Below are 20,181 nucleotides of genomic sequence, written 5' to 3' on the forward strand. Positions count from 1 at the left end.
TCCTAGTATTTTTATAGTTTAATTTATATATTGAAAATGCTTTCAAATAGTCAAAAGCCTAAATCAATAAGCTTTTATAATCAGATTATAGCACTGCAAAACAAGTTTGTCTATACAATAAACTAAGTTTTGCAGATTTTTTTTATTTTTATGGATTACTATGTTCATTATCCCTTCTATCCTTTAATTTTAATAGATTTAACATTCGTATATTCATCAGACTAAGTTTTATGATAAAATAGAGATAATACAAAATAAGGAGATTTTATCTGTGAGAACGATGACATGGAATCAACAAGTTGTAAAAAAGAATAATAAAGCGCTTGTCTTTCAATTAATCATGGAAAACGAGCCGATTTCACGTGCGGACATTGCTCAGACATCAGGATTAAATAAAACTACAGTTTCTACTTTAGTTACTGAGTTATTGGAGGAGGATTTGATATTCGAATCGGGACCAGGTGTCTCCAGTGGTGGCCGCCGACCCGTAATTCTTCACTTCAATAAAGATGCTGGTTATGCAATTGGAATTGATATTGGTGTGAACTATGTCTTATCTGTCCTCACCGATTTAAAAGGGAATATCCTAATTGAAAAAAGTCAACCAGTAAGCCGAACCACCTATGCGACAATCATGAACATTGTGCAAAGTATGATTCAGTCTCTAATGGATGAAATGCCAAAAAGCAGATACGGAATAGTCGGTATCGGAATTGGAGTACCAGGCATTGTAAATAAAGAAGGATCAATCCTCCTTGCACCAAATCTTGGCTGGAGCAATATACAATTTAAAGAGGAGCTCGAAAAACTTTACAATGTTCCTGTTATTATTGAAAACGAAGCTAATGCTGGGGCAGTCGGTGAACATCAATTTGGTGCTGGGCAAGACCATAAAAATATTCTCTACATCAGCGCTGGAATTGGAATAGGTGTTGGAATTATAGTAAACAATGTGCTGTATAAAGGAAAAAACGGGTTTTCTGGAGAAATGGGACACATGATTATAGACATGAACGGAAAACGTTGTAATTGTGGGAGTCGTGGCTGCTGGGAAGCGTATGCTTCAGAACAAGCACTGCTCGAAATGTCAGATCCAAGCATTGAATCACTCGACATGTTAATTGAAGCTGCAAAAAACGGTGATGAAAAAGCAAAGCATCTCTTTGAAGAGATCGGGAACTATCTTGGTTTTGGCATCAATAATATCATTAATACATTTAATCCAGAACAAGTCATCATTGGAAACCGTCTTGCAATGGCTAAGGATTGGCTCGAGGCACCAATTAGAAATACAATTGAAAAACATACACTCGCTTTCCACCAAAATGATCTGCAATTTCACTTTTCAAAGCTAGGGAAATACTCGACATCCCTCGGCGTCTCAGCATTCGTCGTTGATAACTTCATAAAAGGATAATTTGTCTTTCCTGCTTCAGAGATGAAGCAGGTTTTTTTATAAAAAGAAATCGACAGGTTTTACCTGTCGATTTCTCTTCATTTATTTTCATATGGATCAATTGTTTGAATCGTTCCATCTTCATTGTATGTTAGCTCTGTTAATTTCACGCTGCGCTTATGGTTAACTCCATTTGATAAAGAGCAGTCATGATAGAAGAGATACCATTTCTCTTTGTATTGAACGATCGAATGATGGGTTGTCCAACCAATAACCGGCTTAAGAATTGTCCCCTTGTAAACAAATGGTCCTTGAGGGTTTTCGCTGACAGCGTATACAATTTTATGTGTTGTACCAGTTGAATATGAGAGATAGTATAGCCCATTGTATTTATGAACCCATGGACCTTCGAAAAATCGTCGGTCTTCGTCACCTGCTAAAATTGGATTTCCATCCTCATCTACAATCGAAATCTCTTTAGGCTCACTTTTGAACGTAAGCATATCATCTGTTAATTCGGCAAAAATTGGTCCTAAAGCTGGTTCATTTGGCGCAGGTCCTTCTGTAACCTCAGCCTTATATGTGCCAGTTTGCCATTTTTCTAACTGACCACCCCAAAGGCCACCGAAATACATATATGCCCGATTATCATCATCTACTAACACAGCTGGATCGATACTAAAACTTCCAGGAATATAATTTTCCTCAGGTGTAAAAGGACCTGCAGGACTTGTTCCTGTTGCAACCCCTATACGGAAAATACCGTCCTTATCACGAGCTGGGAAGTAAAAATAATACTTACCATTTTTATAAGCTGCATCAGGTGCCCACATTTGCTTGCTTGCCCACGGAACATCCTTGATATGGAGAACTTCACCGTGGTCTATAACAGGACCTTCGATATCCTCCATTGATAAAACGTGATAATCTTCCATTTTATATTGATCCCCATTATCATTTGACGGTTCATCGTGTTCGAGATCATGTGAAGGATAAATATAAAGCTTATCTTCAAAAACATGTGCAGATGGGTCTGCCGTATAAATATGTGTAACAATTGGCTCATTAGGTTTTACTTTTTTCATCATAACAGCCTCCAATAACTTTTATGATCCTTACACAACTATTAATATCACATTAGAAGCACTTTGTATAGTGAAACAACTAACTTTTCTTAAAAAAACTATTAAATGTCCTAAAAATAAAAAATCGGGACAGTTTTCCTGTCCCTCAATTAACTCTTTATTTATAGATTCCGTACGTATTTTTTACATCTTGAATAAAAATAATCCCATTTCCTGGTTCATCAATTTTGATTTTTTCCCTGATCGAATCTACAATTGCTTCGGTGCTTTCTATTTCAGATAAAATCAGTACGATCTCTTTCTCTGGTTCAATTTCCATTGAAAATAGTTTGCTTGTTTCATGGATTCCTGAACCACGCGCATTGATGATTGTGCCACCTTTGGAACCCGCTTCAACTGCTGCATCAATAACGTCCTCGGCATTTCCCTTTTCGACAATCACTGTAATCGCATGATACATTGTATTTTCTGCACCTCTTTCTTCTTTAATTTCCTCACTTTTACAACTACTTGTTCCCATAATGTAACCAACTGAAGTGGTAAATGCGATGCCATGATTTGGTTTAGAGAATTTAAATTTTTTATCAAGCTGAACTAATGCTTGTTGTGCTGTTTTACTAGTAGAAACCATTATTACAATCTCTTTTTTTATATCGTTTAACGCTAATAATTCCAAGAGACGATTTTTAATTGTGCCTTTTCCTAATAAAACGGTACCGCCTGATATCCCGTATTTCTTAGCCGTTTGTAAGATTTTGCTTCCTTGACCGAGATTGACAATTATACAAATCAGTTCAAAGTCGGCTGTTTCAGAATTACCCAACATTCTTCTCCAGTCCTCCTTTTTTTGATTTTAGTTTAAAAACAAATCCTAATACCTGTAAAGTAATTAATGGTGTTAACGCTACCATTGCAATCATACCGAATCCATCAATTAAGACATTTGCCCCCTCTATTGCTTCGGCTGCACCTTGGATAAACGCCAAGATAAACGTAGCTGTCATTGGTCCTGATGCCACTCCACCTGAATCAAAGGCAATCCCAACAAACAGCTTTGGCACAAAATACGTCATCGCAATGGCAATAATATATCCAGGTAAAAGATAGTGCCATAGCTGTAATTCAGGAATTAATATTCTTAGTATTGACAATGCTACTGCAAGACCTACCCCAATTGATAAAGAAAACATAACCATCTTTCTTTGTACATACCCACTTGTAACATCTTCTATTTGATGTGTCAATACATGAACCGCAGGCTCTGCCAATATCGTCACTAGCCCCAAAATAAAAGCCACAATAACAACATATGCTTTATTCTCTAAAGATGCAATACTATATCCTACTGCAGTACCCACATCCATAAATCCAGCGTTTACTCCAACCAAAAAGAGGACGAGTCCTATAAAGGTAAATAAGATCCCCATCAAAATTTTACGGACTGCTTTTTTAGACTTCCTAAATGAAACTTTTTGAAACAAAAGGAACAGGATTAGAATGGGTAGTAACGCAACAATTATTTCAAACGCCACGATTGGAAACTTTTTTAAAAAGGGTCCAATAATCGAGTTTGAAATTTCATGTTCACCTAAACTACCTGATATTTTATCGGTTTTGGCAATAATATTCATAATCATAACGGCTATGATAGCTCCCGTTGAGGCAATTGCAACTAATCCAAAGCTATCTTTTTCGGACGCTTTACTATCCTTTTTAAGTGCAGAAACCCCTAAAGCAAGCGCTAGAATAAACGGAACTGTCAAGGCACCTGTTGTTGCTCCAGACGCATCAAAGGATATTGCTAAAAATTCTGGAGAAGTAAATAAAGCCAGTATCAGGATTATCAAATATAAAATGGATAATAGTTTATATAAGGGAAAGTTATAAACGATTCTTCCGAGACCAATCGCAATGAGAACCCCAATTCCAATCGAAACAATTACAACCAGACTAAACTTAGAGATTAGTCCAGAGGTTACAAGATCAACCTGTCCAGCCAAGATATGTAAATCAGGTTCAGCAATGGAAATGAAAAAACCGAGAGCTAATCCAGCGGTCCCGACAATCCAGATTTTATTTGTTTTTGCAATAGATGCCCCCATAGATTGACCAATTGGTGTAATCCCAATATCGACTCCAAATAAAAAGATCGATAATCCAATGATGATAAATAAGGCACCAATGATGAACCGAATAATGAGTGAGGGTTCTAAGTGGACTAGAGTAAAATTTAATAGTAAAACAATAAAAGTAATAGGGAGAACAGCATACAAAACTTCTACTAATTTCGAAACTAAAACATTCAACTTTTACTCATTCCTTTCTATATTTAATTGATAAAGAGGGCGATAAGTTGGCGATTTCACATTTTAATAGAGTGTTAGTATGTAAGTACGAACTTCCAAAAACATCTCATTACTACAAATTAACATCCACTTTTATAGTGTATTTTTCATTTTTATCAATACCGATATAATGTAAGGTTTCGGCAGAGGATTGATGGTGATAAATCTTAGAAAGAATCGAGACGGCTATCCCTTTTCGATAGGCATGATATCCGAAGGTTTTTCTTAATGTATGGGTACCTACTTTCCCAGGAATCCCAACCTCTTTTGCTGCTTGATTAATGATTCGATATGCTTGCTGACGAGTAATTGGCTTATTATTCTTTTTCGATTTAAATAGATAATCGTTTTCCTCTAATTCAACTTGTGATAAGTATTTTTTTAGTTCTGTCTTCACACTATGATTTATGTAGAAGTCAGTTGCTTCATCAGTTTGGGCACCTTTAAGAGAAACAAATTCTTTTATTTTTTTTCCATCCCATACATCCTCCACTTTCAAGGTAAGCAAATCACTAACTCTCATTCCTGTATTAATACCAAAAACAAAAAATAATAAATCTCGCTGTGAATGTTGTCTTAATAGTTGCTTCATCGCCTTAATATCAGCAACTTTTTTAATTGGGTCGACGTACTCCATAGGATTTTCCTCCTATTTTTTTATGTTACTTAACCATATTTTAACATCCACTATGTAACACCACCAAGATATTTTTAGTATGTCGAGAAAATTTTCAATTAAAAAACCCCTCGCCTGATGCGAAAGGGTTGTAAGAATTATTTAGTACACGTCACGTAAGTATCGACCTTGTGTTTTCATTTCTTTTAGATAGTTTTCCGCAGCTTCTCTATCCATGCCACCTTCTTTTTCAATGAGGGTTAGAAGGGCTTCGTTCACGTCTTTTGCCATATGATCCTTATCACCACAAACATAGAAATAGGCACCATTGTCAATCCACTCAAATAATTCTTTGCTATGTTCAAGCATTTTGTGCTGTACATATACTTTTTGATCTGAATCCCTTGAGAAAGCAACATCCATTTTTGTTAGAATGCCGTCTTGTTGATATTTTTCCAACTCTTCTTGGTATAAGAAGTCAGTTGCCTCATGCTGGTCTCCAAAGAATAACCAAGAACGACCTGTTGCGTTTTTCACAGCTAGCTCTTCGATAAATGAACGGAATGGCGCAATTCCTGTTCCAGGACCAACCATAATGATGTCCTTATCTAATTCCTCTGGTAAGTGGAAATGTTTATTAACTTGAACAAAGACAGGAAGTGTGTCGCCTACTTCAACGCGTTCTGCACATTGAACAGAGCAAACTCCCTTGCGTTCCCGGCCATGTGCTGTATAACGTACAGCACCAATTGTCAGGTGAACCTCATTTGGGTGTGCCTCTAAACTACTAGCAATCGAATAAAGTCTAGGAACCATCTTTCTTAATAATGCAACGATTTCTTGCGCTGGTACCTTCCATGGTCCAAAATCACGTAGCATATCAAGTAAATCACGACCATCAATGTACTCTTTAACAGCCACTGCATCTTCTATTAGTTTCTGAAGTTCTTCATTGTCTGTGAATGCTGCCGCGCTTTGTAAGATTTTTCTAGAAAGCAAGGTAATATCGAGGTATGTCTCTAACGCTTCCTTCAAAGGCATTGACTCACCTTTACGTCCAACCGTTACTACTTCGTCTGCATCCCACTTCATTTCCTTAAGAAGAGCTTCGACTAATTCAGGATCATTTGAAGGTGCAACGCCGAGTGTGTCACCAGGAATATACGAAAATCCAGATCCTTCTAATGATAATTCAATATGCCTTGTTTCCTTATTCGAACCTTTTCCATTTAAATTAATGTTTTTAAGCACTTTTGCTGGAAAAGGATTCGTTCTAGAATAAGTTGTAGGAATAGGCTTTTTCGGGTTTTTTTCATCATCTATAGTTCGTTGCATTTTCATAAACCTCCAACAGTTATATATAGTAAGAATAACACATGTACGAGTTATCTAGTGTGTATTTTGACACATCCATTACATCAATTTTTATTATACTATCAAAAACGGGACATCCCAATCATTTTTGCTTATTACAACTTAGAACTTAGCATTTTAAGACTTCCATTTCCCCCAAAAATCATATCCCTCTTCTTATAGTATATATCCCAAATTCCCTCTGGTTACTGGTAGTACAGTCCACTGTTCGTTATTATACCCACATTCCAAAAACGAACCAAATCAAGCGTTTTATGTAAAGTGAAAACAATAGGATGGAACTTTTGGTTCCACCCATTTCAACCTAATTTCTGTTTGGTTTTACGTAAGAATAAAAAACCCCAAACTTTGTTTTTTATAAAAATTGAGTAAAAGGTAAAAAAAAGAGAGTGACACTCTTTTAAAGTATCACCCTTACATATTACTCTCCATTTTTTTTATTATGTTCTGTGTGCAATGTCGCAATCATGCCGTAAAATGCATAATAAAATGACTCTGGTGCATTAAGCCGAAAATGACCAACTTCATCTGTATTAAAATGCAAGGCATTTTCTAGCAAACGGTACGTGGAATATGCATAAAAACAAAAATATACATAATCAAACTTTGGCATTTTCTCATAGATTACAGCAATTTCTTCTTTATATAAATCAATATTAGCTATCGCTTCATCTAAAATTGTCTTTAAGTCTTCCAATCCCGCTTCAAGGATCAAATCATTTTTTTCGATTTTGATCGTAGCCATATTTCCACCCTCCACTTATTAGCTTCTTCCTTTATTAGACCATCATTTGGATGCTTTTGTTATGATTTTAATCACTTAATAGATGGTACAAAAAGCTAAATGGGACGGAAAAATTTCGTTTGGTTACTGTTAAAGAATCATAAGAGCTGTTATTTTACTGTGAGTGCTTTAGAAATTGAATATTGTTTACCTATGTGGTGAGCTGGTAGTTGATTGCCTTTTCCGAATAAGCTATCTCGTAATGTGTCACCTTCATATTCTTTTCGGACTAGGCCTCTTTCTTGTAGAATTGGAACGACTAGTTCTACAAAATCGATAAAGGTACCAGGTGTAATAGCGTATGCAATATTAAATCCATCAACACCAGTCTCATCTACCCAACTTTCTAAATCATCTGCAACCTGTTCAGGGCTTCCAACAGTTACAGGACCTAAGCCACCAATTCCTGTGTATTTTTTAATTTCTTCAATCGTCCAGTTTTTGTCTGAATCAATTTTTGTAAAGTTTTCTACTGTTGATTGAATCGCATCATTTTTTACATACTTAAGGTTTTCATCTGGACCATATTCTGAAAAATCAATACCCGTCCAGCCACCTAGGAGTGCGAGTGCTCCTTCATAGCTTACATATTTTTGATAATCATTAAACTTTTCCCGTGCCTCTTCTTCTGTTCTCCCAACAATCGGAGTAATGCAAGCTAGTATTTTAATTTCCTCTGGTGCTCTTCCAGCCTTTACAGCTTCTTCACGTAGTTTTTTCACAGAATGTTTCGCTGCATTCTTCGTTGGTGAACCAATAAAGATTAATTCTGCATGTTTTCCAGCGAAAGTACGACCTTTAGACGAAGTTCCCGCTTGGTAAAGTACAGGCGTTCTTTGTGGTGATGGCTCACTTAAATGGGCACCTGGGACCTTAAAATACTTCCCTTCGTGGTTGATATCATGAACCTTACTTGGGTCAGCAAAAATTCGATTCTCTTTGTCTAGTAAAACCGCATCATCCTCCCAGCTTCCTTCCCATAATTTATAGCAAACTTGTAAATATTCATCAGCAATGTCATAACGCTCATCATGTTTAATTTGATCTTCTAGCCCCATATTAACAGCAGCACTCTTCAGATATGATGTGACGATATTCCATCCGACACGCCCTTTTGTAATATGGTCGAGTGTTGACATACGACGAGCAAATGTATATGGATGCTCATGAGTGACAGAAGCAGTTACACCAAACCCTAAATGTTTGGTTACAGCTGACATCAACGGCACAACAAGTGATGGGTCATTAACAGGTGACTGTGCACCTTGACGAACAGCAGCATCTCTAGAACCTTGATAAACATCATAGGTCCCAAGTACATCTGCAAGAAAAATGGCATCAAATCTCCCTTTTTCTAAAATCTTTGCAAGCTCTATCCAGTACTCGCTATCTTTATAACGGTGAGATTGATCCTCTGGATGTGACCATAAACCAGGAGATTGGTGTCCAACACAGTTCATATCGAACGCATTTAAATAGATTCTTTTCTTTGTCATTGTAGGTAGCTCCTTTTAAAAAAATGTTTTTATATTGAATAAACTTTACGTATTTGTGCCAGCTGAGTTGGCTAGTTACAGTGTTTCTTAACTGGTATCAAATGTCGTGGAAGTTTGTTCTCGCTCATATTCAAAGATATTTAATTGTGTCGCTCATCATAAAGACAGCCGGGACTTCGTCGCCCTAGATGAAAGACCTTTCGAACAAATCTAAGAGAAATTCTGGACTTACAAATTTCCATAAATGACATTCCAAGCACACCACTGGAACATTCAGGACCAACGAAAAACTCTATCATACAATAGCTTTTTTTCTGTTTACTGATTCTACAAAGTAATAAAGTTCCTTTTTCAGTCTTTCTAAAACATTTACATCAATAATCGGGTTATTTCCTTTCGTTTTATCAATTTGGCAATCTTGGAAATAAACTCCCTGTTGGCTTTGCCCCTTTAATGCAGACAATAGAGGTTTCAGACTGTACTCTATCGCAAGTAAATGAGCAGGACTTCCCCCTGTCATGATTGGTAATACTGTTTTCTGTGCTAACACGTCTTGAGGAAGTAAATCGAGTAATGCTTTCAGTACCCCCGTGTAAGCTGCTTTATAAACAGGTGAGCCGACGATTACTCCATCTGCGCCTTGAATAAGGTGAGTGAGCTCTACAAGAGCAGGACTGTCAAATCTCAGATTGAAAATGTCTTCGTATGGAATATCTCTAACAGATACTTGTTTTACAGTAAAACCCTCTTGTTTAAGCTTTTTACCAGCATATTGTAGAACCAAATCTGTTCTTGAATTTTCTGAAGGGCTTCCTGACAAAATGATAATTTCACTCATTTTTATCATCCTTTCTACTATCTATTATTTTTTTTAACATACATAAGGCCCTGTTAAGTACTGCCTGCTTTAAATCGATTGTTATGTTCAACCCCAATTAAAAAAAGTCCAATAAAAAAGGCATCTTTATCTAAAACGTCAGATTGGACGTATATAGAATAAAGATGCCTTTAGTTGTCTAATCGGCAATTTATATCGTTTTTTTATGGATTGGTTGATTATGAGTTGATGTAGATTTTTGCAATGCAAAGCGTTTCTTTTCCGTTGCATCAATTTGGGTAATTTCCCCGTTGTGCACGGTAATCACAATTGATCCAAATTCCAGGTTCTCCAAGGCAGACAAAATATGTTTCACTTTCGATTCATCAAGTTTCGCCACGTTACCCCTCCTTGTTAGTCATCTAATATTTCATTACCTCTGGTTGACCAGTAAGGTAATCTGTTCATTTTGGAAAAATCGAGTAGGAGGAGGTGATTAACCTCCGACCTCTCACACCACCGTACGTACGGATCCGTATACGGCGGTTCAATTTTATACTAAGCATGTACTTTCATGTAGTGTTCTCTACACGAGATTAGCCCAAACTGGGCTAATCTTTTATTTGTTATAGTTGTAGTAAGCACCCACGAATAGGCAATGCGGACTGCTCCTTTACTTGTATGGCTATATTGGTATGCATTATGTTTGTTCATTCCAAGTTTGATTAAATTTTTCCTGCGATTTTTGGCTGTTTTCCATTTCTTCCAAATGCAAGTTCTTAATCGTACTCTAATGTGTGAATCTATATCACCTAACAATGTTTTCATATAGCCAATTTTAAAGTAGTTCACCCAGCCTCGTGTTAGTTGATTGATTCTTTCAACCTGATACTTCGTATCAACACCCCAGTTTCTCCGTGTTAGTTGTTTCAACCTAAACTTGAAGTTTTCTACTGACTTTTGATGTGGTTTTGCTTTGTACAAATCCATTTGATAATCTTTAAAGAAACCGAATCCTAGAAATTTCATGGAGGGGTCATTTGGTCTTGTCACTTTCGTTTTACTGGCATTAACAATCAAGCCTAGTTTTTCTTCTATGAACCTCGTAATTGACCTCATCACTCGTCTCGCAGACATCTCGCTTTTGACCATAATAATGCAGTCGTCAGCATATCTAACAAAACGGAGACCTCTTCTTTCAAGTTCCATATCCAACTCGTTAAGCATGATATTGCTGAGTAAGGGTGATAAGTTTCCTCCTTGCGGAGTTCCTATGACTGTTTCTTTATAGTCTTCGTTGATTTGTACTCCACTCACTAAGAACTTACGAATTAGTGAGATGACATCACCATCGTCTACTGTTTTTGATACAAGGTTCATTAGTCTATCATGGTTGACCGTGTCGAAGAAACGTTCTAGGTCAATATCTACAATCCAATCGTGACCCTCGTTTAGAAATTCTAAAGCTTGTACTATAGCCATCTCTGCATACCGACGTGGTCTGAATCCATAACTATATTCACTAAATTGCCTATCAAATATGGGTGTAAGTACTTGTGCAATTGCTTGTTGGATGACTCTGTCTTTGACCGTTGGTATTCCCAAGAGCCTAACTCCGCCGTTTGGCTTAGGAATCTCCACTCTTAATACGGGAGAGGGTTGATACTTTCTTTGGCGAATTTGTGAGATGATTTCATCCTTATTTAATGCCATATATGCCCCTAATTCCTCTACGGTCATTCCATCTACACCAGCTGCACCTTTATTCTTTTTCACCTGCTTGAATGCCAGGTTAAGATTATCCCTGTTTAGAATTCTATCCAGTAGTTTTTCCTCGTACATGCTTGTTATTTCCTTTCTGTCTCGTGAAGGCGGTATCCACTTTGTCGCTTATGTGCCAGTGGTCTATTTCCTCTTCCAATCGAGATTTCTATAACGATAAAATTGTTCAGCCCTTCGCTCCTTCTAACTTTCATTAGACATCTTCACTACTACGGCTTCTGCTGACTTCTCACTATCCAGTCTTATATCTCTATAAGATTTTGGTATAGCCTAGTGAGACCTCCCCAGTTAAGGTACGAACTCTTTCCCTCCATCTATCTGCCATATTTACAACGTATGAAACTAATGTAGCTATTGGACTTTAACTTCTTATGCAGTCTTATCCTCATACGTTGCCTCCTATATGGTTTCTGTTCGTCAGACCGGAGGTTTGCCTCGAGCTTCCTTCAGATTCCACGTCGCCATGAACACCCTTGCTTTTGGCTATGTGCTTACCGCTACAAGGTCGCACTCGGGACTTTCACCCGTTAGAGTTCGCCCATGCTGGGCGAACATAAAAGCCCTCTTCTAATAAGAAGAGGGCATAGTTACATACTTCAAATACACTCTTCTTATCTTTCAAGCTTTAAGCTTGCTGGAATTGGCACAGTACAAATTGTCTGTTGCCGAGGCTTCAACGGGCCAGTCCCTCCACCTCTCTGGATAAGAAAAAAAATCAATATTCATTTTTAGATGTTTGTAGTACTTAAATTACACTGAATTTTCATATATGTCAATCACTTTCTTATGAACTTTTCAACTCGAACATAGATACAGGTCCAATGACCCATAATCCTTGGGTTTGCAAATCGCATACAATTTTAATTTTCTCGAAATAAACGGTCAAGCTCTTCCTTTTCTTCATACGAAAGTATTGTATCTGCCAATGGAAATAACTTCGTTTCTTCCTTCGCGAAGTGTTGAGTTAAAGTCGCATAAGCTTGGACTGCATTTACAGTAATTATTTGCGCATCATCTTCATCTATGGATTTTCCTGCTTGATCAGCTTTGTCAAGAAAGTCTCGTAAATGCTGTTCTGCCTTTTGGTGTTCATACTCCATTGTGTCAATTGTCCGATCCTCTTCTCCAAGGTGGCGGGACATCATTGGAAACAAGCCATCATCCTCACGTTTAGAATGTTTAGCGAGTTTACCATTGAATGCCGAAACGAGATGATATAATTCATTAAACTGTTCAACTACCTTAGGACCAGATTCATATTCTATTTCTTCAGCAATCTCATAAAAACGGTCCATGTCGTCCCTTAACGAAATATGTTCGTCCATTAATTGTTGCAATGGAGCGCTTAATTTTCTTTTTGGGTCATCTATACTCATGTCATCCCCATCTTTCTTCCTCATTTATGCGCAATGAAAGAAACTCTCTTTCAATAGCATACTCTTAATAGATACTAGATTATGTGATAGGAATCACTGTTGATTTCAGCTGAAATCTGAATAAGTTAGAAGTACTTCGGAAAAACACAAAGAGGGACGCGGTACCTGTCGGTGCGTCCCTACTCATGTCCTATTTTTTTCTTTTTTCCCAATTGTTCTTGAGTTCAGGATTAGCATACGGAATGACATAGGTTTCAATTACATGATTTACTGGTTGTTCGTTGACTAAATTGTAGGTAGAGAGCTTTATATTTTTATTATTTTGGGTTTTAACCAAAATATATCTAAATGAAGACCCGCCCCAGTGGATATCTTTAATTTCTCTAATCGGGATAACTTTTTTCCGACCTTTCAATTTCCCATCTTCCACAGTAAATAATGTCTTTCCGTTGAGTACAACAGATAAAATCCTCAAAAAAACACTTCCGAAAAATAATGTAGCAATTATGCCAATAATGATCCCAAAAAATCCTCTTAGAAAACCCGTATTTGGTACAATATAAAAAAGCGTGAATAACCCCGCAGCTGTCATCAATCCACTACCAAATACCATGCAACCAGCCCAAGATGATAGATAGACCACTTCAACTTTATCATTAGATACTTTAATATTATTTTCCATTTGCTGACTCCTCTCGTTGTTCCTTAACAGATAAGTTGTTTTCTAAGAGGAGATCAATACTTTTTGTGGTACAAGGTTGAATTTCAAATTGGTCATCCTTTTTTTCAATGATCCAATTATCTTTGTCACGATTAGTAAACATAACAATATTTGTTGCATACGGCTCTTTGTTCTCATCAAATTTCAAAAATAGCAATGTGTTTAACAATCCTTCTGTCTCTTCTAACACATCATTAAAAAGTTTCTTTTCATTTTTAAATGATGGTTGGTCAAATTTAGTTTTATTATCGTTAAGATCTAACAGTAATTCTTCAAATTCTGACTGTGTCAACTTCAAAGGATTGTAAGTGGTCTCCAAACTTTCAGGAACGCAATAGTATTCAGATATCGTTTTACTTACATCCGCCATTGTTACTTTAGTAAACACATGAACCATTTCATCAAACATCAATTCATGTTTAATAATGCCCTTTACCCCAAAGTGAAAGGATAACTGTTCCTCTCCTTTACCATTAGCCGCGTGGCGTGAAGCTTTAATCGATTGTTCCGAATAATTTAAAGTCGAAATAATTTGAGCCAATTCGTCTGACAAAGTAAATTTATGATTTTGATAATCTACTAGATTCTTAGCCAAAAGTGAGCGACATGTGATTTGTAGTAATAAATCCATTTTATCGTCATCAAGATCTCCAAAATAAACCTGTTTAAGTGCATTCCCTTGTTCAAAGTATCCTTCACTATAAAAACAATAAATTAATTCTTCGATTGAAAGTGAAATTTGTTCCATAAGTCCTCCTAATTTCTTTACTCAGACGTTTCGATAAGTAACTCCTAACCTCCGAACCCAAACAGCTTTTTAGAGCCACTTAGTAAATTTCCAGCAAAGTTCTTTACATCTTCAAAGCCTTCTTTTACTTTATCAATACCTGAACGAACGCCCTCCGTAACTGTATGAATTTGATCTTTAAATTTAACAGCAACATCCTGTGCCCAGCCAGACGTTTTTCCTCCGATGATATCTCCAGCCCAACTTCCGATAAAGCCTCCGACCGTGGCACCTACAACAGTTCCCACTGGCCCAGCAAGAGAACCTATAGCACCTCCAACGACCGCTCCTCCAACAGATGTAGCTGTTACAACGCCTGTTTTCCATGTCGCTTCACCGACCACTTTTGCATTTTCCTCTTTCAATTTCTCAATATCTCCACCATAAATGGAATAGTTTTCACTGATTTTAAGAGCTGCACCAACTGTCTCTGTTCCAGCCGTAATGACACCTGCTAAAATGGCGTTTGATTTAACCACTTTTAGTCCATTTTTTAAAATGCCTCCAGCATGTTCTTTGACAACTGAAAATCCTAACCCGTTCTGTCTAAGAGCCTCTTTCAATTTCGTTACACTATTACCGAAGTTCGCAATATCTGTTGGAAAAAAACTTGAAAACTTCTTATAAATGAGTTCTGATAGGGGTTTATCTGCGTATCTAAGAGCTCCATAAGGACTAACCATTAATCTTGCTAACGTGTGAAACTTTGAATTTTCGATCCCTTTTATTACATTACCTACTGGAATTCTATACTTTCCAACTAACACATCGTCAACAAGGTCAAATCTACGTAGTAATCCGTCCATTTGGGTGTATTTGAATCCGAGAAGGTGCATGATTCCAGCACCTGCGGAATATTGGAGGCCGTGCATAAGATCCCCAATTCGACCTACTGTATTATTGTAAAACTCATATAAGTCACTTGGCATACGTGCATCTAGTACCTGTTTTATTAGATTAGAGTCTGCAATGAGTGCTTGACCTTGTCTGTTGACCTGCCCTTCGGCTGAAGAGTATTTTGCGACTGCACTAGATGTAAAATTCTTGACCCGATTTACCATGTTCTCTACGTGTTCTAGATCACGATTAACTCCAGCTAATCTAGATGCTATTCCACTTCTACTTAAAATTTGCGGATCAATGCTAGCTCGGATTGTTGCAATACTATTTTGTGTACTCGATAGTCTTGTTCGAACACTAGTTAAATCGCCAACTGTACTATTTACTGCATTGGTTTTAAACACAATTTTAGAGGACAATTTATTTCACTTCCTTTACTTAAATGAATGAATATATCTCTGTAGTCTTACTGACTTTCTTTCCTAATTTATTGTAGTTTGAAAAACTTTCCATAATATTTCAATTATAAAAGAATGTAAGCATTGAAGAAATAATCTCTTCGACCTACTTCCAAGTAATTATTAGGATAAATCTCCTAGTCTAGTCTCTTTTTTACAGGAGCATTAAATCATTATTGTAAAAGAATAATGGGACACGGTTTCTTCACCCGTGTCCCACAAACTATACTAGTTTCATCTGCTCATTCCTTATGAGGATGGCCCTTTCTGGAAAATCCGTAATAATGGCTTCAACTTGTTTCCTTACTAATTTCTCAATTTCATGTGGCTCATTGACTGTCCAAACCCTCACTTTATCGTGAAGACCTTGCAAACATGTTTCATAGTCAACATTTACCAGCTTATTCAAAATATGTTCTACCTCTACTTGAAGGTTCATCGGAAAATGCTTGTTACATTGTTGCAGTTGCTGAAACATTTCTTTATTCGGTAAAAGAATTGATTTATTGAGGTGTAAAGCCTCCAGATCTAATATATTAATATAATCATGCGGAAGTGTAACACCATCATTCAGTAACCAAGCTATTTGGGCACTCGGAGCAAGCTGCTTTATTCGTAAAATCGAAGGCAAATGGAACGAAGAATAAATTACATTTTGCTCCCTTCCATATTGTTCAACAATTTTTAGGATCTTCTCCTCAATTCCAATGTAAGGTTCTAAATAGGTTTTTAGTTCTATATTAAGTTCGATTTGAAACGGAGCCAATAACTCTAGAACCTCTTGTAGTGTTGGGACTTGCTCGCTATCCCAAGATTTTTCGTATTTATCAAGATGAGTGAACTTCTTTCCAGCACTATATTGTTTGATTTCAGCCAAGGTCAAATCTTTAATCCAACCAGAACCGTTTGTCGTGCGGTCCAGGGCCTCATCATGTATCACAACAACTTCTCCATCCTTTGTCAAATGGACATCTAGTTCCAATCCATCAACACCCTGTTCGATTGCTTTTTTAAAACTAAGTAATGTATTTTCTGGATAGCTTCCCTTAGCTCCGCGGTGCCCATAAATTTTTGTCATCCTAAGTCCTTCCTTTCGATATGATTTCTAAGTCAATAGACTACGCAACGTCACATCTATGTGACCAAGATAGATTTTTTAGGAAAAATATGGGACGCAGTACCTATCCCCCGCGTCCCATCCAAATTATTTCGCTCTTGCTTTATTAGCTTGTTCGATTGCTTTATTAAATTGGTCAACAGCAGTGTTATAGGCTTCATCAACATCCCCGCCATTGTATACTGATTCAAGAGCTGTTTCCATTACTTTTCTTCCTTGTGGAAGCATATCCATTAATGCACCTTGTGTAGCAAATGATGATTTAGTTTGTTGTAATTGTTCTACAGTTACGCGTAATTGTGGCTTTTCCTCATGTGCGTCTTTTACTAGTTGTTCTTCGTATGCATCTGGGTTGATTGCGAAGTAGCCTGTCCCAACATGCCATTTTGCTTGAACTTCAGGTGTTTGTAAATATTTCATAAATTCCCATGCAGCATTTGTTTCTGCTTCTGGTTTTCCATCGATCATCCAAAGACTAGCTCCTCCAATGACTACCCCTTCTCGTTCCTTATCTTCAGGATGTGGAAGGAACGCAATTCCTACTTCAAAAGGAGCATTATCGATTACATCTCTCGCACTTGCTGATGATTGTAAGAACATTGCTACGTCACCTGCTAAGAAACCAGCAACCATGTTATCCCCATTTGTTCCATAATTCGCAAATGTACCGTTATCTACCATATGTTTAACCCATTCAAAAATAGATTTTCCTTCTTCTTCTGTCCAACCAATTTCAGTTGGTGTTTCTGTACGACCATTGTCATTGTTCAGTAATAATGCACCTTGGTTTGCTAATAATTGTTCCCATAACCAACCATATGCTTGTAAAGCGAAGCCTTTCATTTCTGGATTCGACTCAGCAATTGCTTTACCAGCTGCTTCGATTTCCTCATAAGTTGCTGGTGGTGTTTCTGGGTCTAATCCTGCTGCTTCAAAAGCATCCTTGTTATAATACATCACTGGTGTTGATGAGTTAAAAGGCATTGAATAAAATGTTCCATCTAATGAGTAGTAATTAACAATGTTTTCTTCTAATCCACTCATATCATAACCATCTGCATCAATTAAATCTTGTATCGGTTTGATATTTCCACTATTGATCATCGACATTGTTCCAATTTCAAACGTTTGAATCATAGTCGGGGCACTATCTGTTCCAGCAACAGCATTAAATTTTGTCAATGACTCATCATATGTACCTTGATATTCCGCATTTACTTGAATTTCGTCTTGTGAGTTATTGAAGTCTTCCACAATACTGTTTAATGCTTCTTGTCCCGCTCCTCCCATAGAGTGCCAGAAGGTAACAGCCTGTTTTTCACTCTTATCTTCAGAACCTGAATTGCTATCAGATCCCGTGTTATTGGAGCTATCTCCAGATGTAGAGTCTCCACCACAAGCTGCTAATAGTAAAACAATACCTAGCGCAAGCATCATCATGATTTTTTTCATTATTATTGCTCCTTTAAATTAATATAATTTCGAGGAATCTGTTATTTTACAGCTCCCTCTGTTAAACCTGTTTGTAGTTTCTTTTGTCCAAGGAATAGTAATATCAATGTTGGAATAATCACGATTACAGCCCCTGCCATAATGACACCCCAATCATTTAATTGTTCCTGTGTTTGTAATTGCTTTAAGCCAATTTGCACAGTTCGAACTGTATCATTAGTGGTAGCTAATAACGGCCATAGATACATATTCCATGACGTTAAAAACCCGTAAACCCCTAATGTAACTAAGCTAGTCCTTGACATTGGTAATACAACTGTTAAATAAAATTTAAAATCTCCAATCCCTGCAATATGGCTTGCTTCTCTTAATTCCTTTGGAATTTGTTTGAAATTCTGTCTCAATAAAAATGTTCCAAAAGTTGTTGCAAAAAACGGAATCGTTAATCCAGCATAGCTATCTATCCAACCTAAATCTCGGATAATATGGAAGTTTGGAATAATCGATGCCTCAAATGGGACCATCATTGTCGCTATAAAAAGATAAAATAATACATCTCGTCCCTTAAACTCCAAAAACACAAAGGCATATGCAGCTAGACTCGATAGCGCCAATTGTCCAAGCATAATCACAACGGACACTATGAAACTATTAAGTAAGAAATTAAATAATGGAAAGCGTTCAAAAGCAGCCACATAATTATCGAATGACAATGTGGTCGGCATACTCGCCGTTAAAATATCTTGGTTTGTCATAAAACTCATCACAATTGCCATTACTGCTGGACCTGCCACAAGTACCGCTGAAATTATCAATAGTACATAGAAAATGACCTTTCTTCCCACTGACATCATCATTGATAGTGGACCCTCCTTTCCCCAAGCTTAAATTGCAATGCTGTCATCAATAAAATGAGGATGAACAACACAATAGCCTGAGCACTGGCCGATCCGAACTGATAATTCACAAATGCTTCACGGTAAATGGAATATACGATTAAATTCGTCTCATTTGCAGGTCCGCCTTGTGTTAAAATATCAATTTGACCAAACGTTTGGAATGAATTAATAATTGATACAGTTATAACAAAGAACAATGTGGGTGAAAGCATCGGAACTGTAATTCTACGTAACTTATAAAAATAACCCGAACCCTCAATTTCAGCACTTTCATATAAGGAAGTATCAATCGATTGTAGGCCACCTAACAATATGAGGAACGTAAATCCAATATTCATCCAAATCGTTGTAATGGCAATAGCAATCATGGCCCACTTTGGATTTGTAAGCCATCCAATCGATTCTGCACCAAAGACTTCAAGTATTTGATTTAATAACCCCATGGTTGGATTAAATAAATAGAGCCAAAACACGGAAGCTGCCGCAACTGAAATTCCCATCGTTGATGTAAAAATTGTGCGAAATAAGCCAATTCCTTTAAGCTTTTCATTCGAAATGACCGCTAAAAATAAACTAATGATGACTGTTGCAGGTACCGTATAAATGACAAACAGAAACGTGTTTTTAATGCTTTTTAGAAAAATAGGATCTGAGAACATATAAACATAATTTTCAAGACCAACGAATACTGTTGTAGCACCTTTTGCATCTGTCAAAAAGAAACTCAAATACATAGTCCTAAACAGGGGGTAAAACACAAAAACACCAAACAAAATAATAGAAGGTAATAAAAATAAAATCCCTTTAAGTAAGCCTGTCATCCGTTTTTGTTTTTT

The 20,181-nt window shown here is 36.9% G+C and carries 19 protein-coding genes and 1 riboswitch; of the genes, 1 reads left to right on the forward strand and 18 read right to left on the reverse strand.

Annotated features, from left to right (window positions below):
- The first annotated feature begins 280 nt into the window (after window positions 1-280).
- Complete coding sequence (locus ACWPVE_RS05335; RefSeq protein ID WP_453997372.1) at window positions 281-1,417, forward strand: ROK family transcriptional regulator; 1,137 nt, start codon at window positions 281-283, stop codon at window positions 1,415-1,417.
- A 77-nt stretch (window positions 1,418-1,494) separates the two neighbouring features.
- Here ACWPVE_RS05335 and ACWPVE_RS05340 read toward each other — a convergent pair whose 3' ends face one another.
- The 18 genes from ACWPVE_RS05340 to ACWPVE_RS05425 form a co-directional block, all read right to left on the reverse strand.
- Window positions 1,495-2,484 (reverse strand): glycoside hydrolase family 43 protein, encoded by a 990-nt coding sequence (locus ACWPVE_RS05340; RefSeq protein WP_453991377.1) that lies wholly within the window; start codon window positions 2,482-2,484, stop codon window positions 1,495-1,497.
- A 154-nt stretch (window positions 2,485-2,638) separates the two neighbouring features.
- A complete protein-coding gene (locus tag ACWPVE_RS05345; protein ID WP_453991379.1) occupies window positions 2,639-3,307 on the reverse strand; it encodes a P-II family nitrogen regulator in 669 nt (222 codons plus the stop codon).
- Window positions 3,297-4,787, reverse strand: coding sequence for a DUF1538 domain-containing protein (locus tag ACWPVE_RS05350; protein WP_453991381.1), 1,491 nt, complete (start codon window positions 4,785-4,787; stop codon window positions 3,297-3,299). The genes ACWPVE_RS05345 and ACWPVE_RS05350 overlap by 11 nt, the downstream gene beginning before the upstream one ends.
- A gap of 112 nt (window positions 4,788-4,899) precedes the next feature.
- Complete coding sequence (locus ACWPVE_RS05355; protein WP_453991383.1) at window positions 4,900-5,463, reverse strand: tyrosine-type recombinase/integrase; 564 nt, start codon at window positions 5,461-5,463, stop codon at window positions 4,900-4,902.
- A gap of 141 nt (window positions 5,464-5,604) precedes the next feature.
- Window positions 5,605-6,777, reverse strand: coding sequence for a diflavin oxidoreductase (locus tag ACWPVE_RS05360; RefSeq protein WP_453991385.1), 1,173 nt, complete (start codon window positions 6,775-6,777; stop codon window positions 5,605-5,607).
- Between the two features lie 460 nt (window positions 6,778-7,237).
- On the reverse strand, window positions 7,238-7,561 hold the full coding sequence (locus ACWPVE_RS05365; protein WP_453991387.1) for a hypothetical protein: 324 nt from the start codon (window positions 7,559-7,561) through the stop codon (window positions 7,238-7,240).
- A 149-nt stretch (window positions 7,562-7,710) separates the two neighbouring features.
- On the reverse strand, window positions 7,711-9,096 hold the full coding sequence (locus tag ACWPVE_RS05370) for an LLM class flavin-dependent oxidoreductase (protein WP_453991389.1): 1,386 nt from the start codon (window positions 9,094-9,096) through the stop codon (window positions 7,711-7,713).
- A gap of 295 nt (window positions 9,097-9,391) precedes the next feature.
- A complete protein-coding gene (gene ssuE / locus ACWPVE_RS05375; RefSeq protein WP_453991391.1) occupies window positions 9,392-9,934 on the reverse strand; it encodes an NADPH-dependent FMN reductase in 543 nt (180 codons plus the stop codon).
- Window positions 9,935-10,124: 190 nt separating this feature from the next.
- Window positions 10,125-10,313, reverse strand: coding sequence for a YezD family protein (locus ACWPVE_RS05380; protein ID WP_453991393.1), 189 nt, complete (start codon window positions 10,311-10,313; stop codon window positions 10,125-10,127).
- Between the two features lie 158 nt (window positions 10,314-10,471).
- Entirely contained in the window at window positions 10,472-11,755 is a 1,284-nt protein-coding gene (gene ltrA / locus ACWPVE_RS05385) for a group II intron reverse transcriptase/maturase (RefSeq protein WP_453990256.1), read from the reverse strand.
- Between the two features lie 548 nt (window positions 11,756-12,303).
- A riboswitch (SAM riboswitch) is annotated at window positions 12,304-12,404 on the reverse strand.
- A 151-nt stretch (window positions 12,405-12,555) separates the two neighbouring features.
- Window positions 12,556-13,071, reverse strand: a complete 516-nt coding sequence (locus tag ACWPVE_RS05390) for a hemerythrin domain-containing protein (protein WP_453991395.1) — start codon at window positions 13,069-13,071, stop codon at window positions 12,556-12,558.
- A gap of 190 nt (window positions 13,072-13,261) precedes the next feature.
- The gene (locus ACWPVE_RS05395; RefSeq protein WP_453991397.1) at window positions 13,262-13,753 is read right to left on the reverse strand and encodes a DUF5381 family protein; all 492 of its coding nucleotides are present in this window, start codon (window positions 13,751-13,753) and stop codon (window positions 13,262-13,264) included.
- Window positions 13,743-14,540: a hypothetical protein gene (locus tag ACWPVE_RS05400; RefSeq protein WP_453991399.1), complete on the reverse strand. Its 798-nt coding sequence runs from the start codon at window positions 14,538-14,540 to the stop codon at window positions 13,743-13,745. The genes ACWPVE_RS05395 and ACWPVE_RS05400 overlap by 11 nt, the downstream gene beginning before the upstream one ends.
- A 44-nt stretch (window positions 14,541-14,584) precedes the next feature.
- Complete coding sequence (locus tag ACWPVE_RS05405) at window positions 14,585-15,838, reverse strand: hypothetical protein (RefSeq protein WP_453991401.1); 1,254 nt, start codon at window positions 15,836-15,838, stop codon at window positions 14,585-14,587.
- Window positions 15,839-16,100: 262 nt separating this feature from the next.
- Entirely contained in the window at window positions 16,101-16,955 is an 855-nt protein-coding gene (locus ACWPVE_RS05410; RefSeq protein ID WP_453991403.1) for a glycerophosphodiester phosphodiesterase, read from the reverse strand.
- Between the two features lie 126 nt (window positions 16,956-17,081).
- The gene (locus ACWPVE_RS05415) at window positions 17,082-18,446 is read right to left on the reverse strand and encodes an extracellular solute-binding protein (protein ID WP_453991405.1); all 1,365 of its coding nucleotides are present in this window, start codon (window positions 18,444-18,446) and stop codon (window positions 17,082-17,084) included.
- Between the two features lie 41 nt (window positions 18,447-18,487).
- Entirely contained in the window at window positions 18,488-19,297 is an 810-nt protein-coding gene (locus ACWPVE_RS05420) for a carbohydrate ABC transporter permease (RefSeq protein ID WP_453997374.1), read from the reverse strand.
- Window positions 19,298-19,299: 2 nt separating this feature from the next.
- Window positions 19,300-20,166, reverse strand: coding sequence for a carbohydrate ABC transporter permease (locus ACWPVE_RS05425; protein ID WP_453997376.1), 867 nt, complete (start codon window positions 20,164-20,166; stop codon window positions 19,300-19,302).
- Between the last annotated feature and the right edge of the window lie 15 nt (window positions 20,167-20,181).

Source organism: Bacillus nitroreducens, assembly GCF_964021195.1.

Coding starts and splice junctions, on each gene's coding strand:
- ACWPVE_RS05335 (WP_453997372.1), top strand. CDS start 281: ATGACATGGAATCAACAAGTTGTAAAAAAGAATAATAAAGCGCTTGTC.
- ACWPVE_RS05340 (WP_453991377.1), bottom strand. CDS start 2,484: ATGATGAAAAAAGTAAAACCTAATGAGCCAATTGTTACACATATTTAT.
- ACWPVE_RS05345 (WP_453991379.1), bottom strand. CDS start 3,307: ATGTTGGGTAATTCTGAAACAGCCGACTTTGAACTGATTTGTATAATT.
- ACWPVE_RS05355 (WP_453991383.1), bottom strand. CDS start 5,463: ATGGAGTACGTCGACCCAATTAAAAAAGTTGCTGATATTAAGGCGATG.
- ACWPVE_RS05360 (WP_453991385.1), bottom strand. CDS start 6,777: ATGCAACGAACTATAGATGATGAAAAAAACCCGAAAAAGCCTATTCCT.
- ACWPVE_RS05365 (WP_453991387.1), bottom strand. CDS start 7,561: ATGGCTACGATCAAAATCGAAAAAAATGATTTGATCCTTGAAGCGGGA.
- ACWPVE_RS05370 (WP_453991389.1), bottom strand. CDS start 9,096: ATGACAAAGAAAAGAATCTATTTAAATGCGTTCGATATGAACTGTGTT.
- ssuE (WP_453991391.1), bottom strand. CDS start 9,934: ATGAGTGAAATTATCATTTTGTCAGGAAGCCCTTCAGAAAATTCAAGA.
- ltrA (WP_453990256.1), bottom strand. CDS start 11,755: ATGTACGAGGAAAAACTACTGGATAGAATTCTAAACAGGGATAATCTT.
- ACWPVE_RS05390 (WP_453991395.1), bottom strand. CDS start 13,071: ATGAGTATAGATGACCCAAAAAGAAAATTAAGCGCTCCATTGCAACAA.
- ACWPVE_RS05395 (WP_453991397.1), bottom strand. CDS start 13,753: ATGGAAAATAATATTAAAGTATCTAATGATAAAGTTGAAGTGGTCTAT.
- ACWPVE_RS05400 (WP_453991399.1), bottom strand. CDS start 14,540: ATGGAACAAATTTCACTTTCAATCGAAGAATTAATTTATTGTTTTTAT.
- ACWPVE_RS05410 (WP_453991403.1), bottom strand. CDS start 16,955: ATGACAAAAATTTATGGGCACCGCGGAGCTAAGGGAAGCTATCCAGAA.
- ACWPVE_RS05415 (WP_453991405.1), bottom strand. CDS start 18,446: ATGAAAAAAATCATGATGATGCTTGCGCTAGGTATTGTTTTACTATTA.
- ACWPVE_RS05420 (WP_453997374.1), bottom strand. CDS start 19,297: ATGTCAGTGGGAAGAAAGGTCATTTTCTATGTACTATTGATAATTTCA.
- ACWPVE_RS05425 (WP_453997376.1), bottom strand. CDS start 20,166: ATGACAGGCTTACTTAAAGGGATTTTATTTTTATTACCTTCTATTATT.